The sequence below is a fragment of the Azospirillum sp. UFLA03-27 genome (assembly GCF_059803775.1).
The window spans coordinates 1-2344 of record NZ_JAUQTX010000451.1 but is presented as its reverse complement, the minus strand read 5'-3'; the positions used below and the strand labels follow the sequence as shown (position 1 = coordinate 2344).

General features: G+C 69.2%; 2 protein-coding genes. Both read left to right on the top strand.

Annotation, left to right across the window (positions count from 1 at the left end; all coding sequences use genetic code 11):
• Window positions 1-209: 209 nt before the first annotated feature.
• Window positions 210-1208, top strand: a complete 999-nt coding sequence (locus tag Q4I23_RS32175; protein ID WP_014199263.1) for a LysR family transcriptional regulator — start codon at window positions 210-212, stop codon at window positions 1206-1208.
• Between the two features lie 136 nt (window positions 1209-1344).
• Window positions 1345-2196 carry an alpha/beta hydrolase gene (locus tag Q4I23_RS32170; RefSeq protein WP_454019666.1) on the top strand — a complete coding sequence of 284 codons (852 nt, stop codon included), beginning with the start codon at window positions 1345-1347 and terminating at the stop codon, window positions 2194-2196.
• The last annotated feature ends 148 nt before the right edge of the window (window positions 2197-2344 follow it).

Sequence of the window (2344 nt, the reverse complement as noted above, 5' to 3'; positions counted from 1 at the left end):
CGGCCGTGTTCTCCTCAACCGAAAAGAATCACGACCAACCGGCCGTGCACAGCCCTTTTTCCGCATCCTGCTAGCGCTTCTAACCCTCTCCCCAGAGGGAGAGGGGACAACCAAAGCCCCATCGACTTCGCGCCGGGCTGTGCTTAGATAGGCGCAACCCGGCCCGCTCCTTGTGTGCGGGCTGTCCCCACTGCGTCGATGGACCGACCATGGACAAACTGCACGCGATGCGCGTCTTCGTCCGCGTCGTCGAGGTCAACAGCTTCACCAAGGCCGCCGACACGCTGGGCCTGCCGCGCGCCTCGGTGACGACGACCATCCAGAATCTGGAGGCGGCGCTCGGCGTGCGCCTGCTCCAGCGGACGACCCGCAAGCTGAGCCTGACGCTCGACGGCGCCGCCTATCTGGAGGGTGCCACCCGCATCCTGTCCGACCTGGAGGAGATCGAGACCTCCTTCACGAGCGCCCGCAAGACGCCGCGCGGACGGCTGCGGGTGGACATGCCGGGCTCGGTCGGGCGGCTCATCATCATCCCGACCATCCACGAGTTCCACGCCCGCTACCCCGACATCGAGATCATGATCGGGATGAGCGACCGTCCCATCGACCTGATCCAGGAGGGGGTGGACTGCGTGCTGCGCGTCGGCGATCTGGTGGATTCCAGCCTGATCGCCCGCCGGGTCGGCGCCTTCCGCCCGGTGACCGTCGCCAGCCCGGCCTATCTCGCCCGCCACGGCACGCCCAAGACCATCGAGGAGTTGGAAGGCCACAGCGCCGTCAACTACTTCACGCGCACCGGCAAGATGCACGAGATGAGTTTCGAGCGCGACGGCGTCATCCACGAGGTGAAGCTGAACGGCCCCGTCTCGGTCAACGACGCCGACGCCTACGTCACCTGCGCTCTGGAGGGGCTGGGCATCGGGCAGACCGCCCGCTTCATGGCGCTTCCCCACCTGCGGAGCGGCGCCCTGGTGGAGATCCTCAAGGAGTGGCGCCCGGCCCTGATGCCCATCTCCGCGCTCTACCCGCACAACCGCCACCTGTCGCCCAAGGTCCGCGCCTTCGTCGACTGGGTCGCCGAGCTGTTCGAGGGCTGCCCGCTGATGCAGGGCGAGGAGATCGACGGCTACGAGTGTCCGGACCGGGAGAAGCCAAAGCCGGCTCCCGCCACCACGGAACCGGAGGGCGCCCGTCTCTGCGTGGTGTGAGCCAGGCCTCATGTGGATCGGATTGTTCATCCGATCCGAATTGTGTTGCCGTTGACCGCGTATTTATTCCGTCCCGCCTGACGTCCACACTCCCTCCTGTTGCAATGCGGGAGGGGTGCTGGGGCACCGTCGGATCATGGGCCGCTCGTCGGATCAGTCGAACACACGCAGTACCGGAACGGCGCCCTGCCGGATCGCGGTCGATGACCGGACCATCGCCGGCCACGCCCAGGACATCCGGCTGCGGCTCTACCGGCCGCTGATCGGGCTGACCGTCCCGGCCCTGCTGTACCTGCACGGCGGCGGCTTCACCTCCGGTTCGCTGGAGGAGGCCGAGACCGCCGCCGCCGCCATCGCGGAGAGCGTGCCGGCGCTGGTCGTCTCGGTCGGCTATTCGCTGGCCCCGGCCCACTGCTTCCCCACCGCCGCCCACGACGCCCATCAGGCGGCGCTGTGGACCTTGACCGAAGCCCGCGACCTGAACATCGCCAAGGGCGGGCTGGGCGTCGCCGGGCACGATGCCGGCGGCCATGTCGCCGCCTCGCTGACCTTCCTCGCCCGCGACCAGGGCGCGGTGGACATCCGCGCGCAGGCCCTGCTCGGCCCGATGCTGGACCCCAGCCTGACCCGCGCCGGCGACGCCCAGGCGATGCAGTGCGACGTTCCGGCGACCGCCTACGCGCGCTGCTACCGCGCCTATCTGCCGGACGCGGCGCAGCGTGTGCACCCGTACGCCGCACCATTGGATTCCCGCCGGCTGGCCGGGCTGCCGCCGACGCTGATCGTCACCGCGCAGAAGGACGTCCTGCGCATCGAGGCGGAACAGTACGCCGCCAACCTGATTGGAGCCGGCGTGCCCACCGAGGTCACCCGCTTCCCCGCCCTTTCGCACGCCGCCCTGCCGGGCCACCGCCCGGCGCTGCTGGCGGTCGCCGACTTCTTCCGCCGCCGCCTGTCCCCCGCGGACGGCCGCGGCGCCTTCGTTTGACTCCCCAGGAGAGTGGTCCCATGTCGTTGTCTCCTTCAAAGCTTGCCCTCCTTCTCGCCGTCGGCGCCGCGACCGCCGGTGTCGCCGGTGTCGTCGCCACCCAGGGCCTGTCTCTTATACACATCTGACGCTGCCGACGATTATACGC

What these genes read in the sequence shown, in the direction of transcription:
- Q4I23_RS32175 (WP_014199263.1), top strand. Translation starts at nt 210, where the DNA reads ATGGACAAACTGCACGCGATGCGCGTCTTCGTCCGCGTCGTCGAGGTC.
- Q4I23_RS32170 (WP_454019666.1), top strand. Translation starts at nt 1,345, where the DNA reads ATGGGCCGCTCGTCGGATCAGTCGAACACACGCAGTACCGGAACGGCG.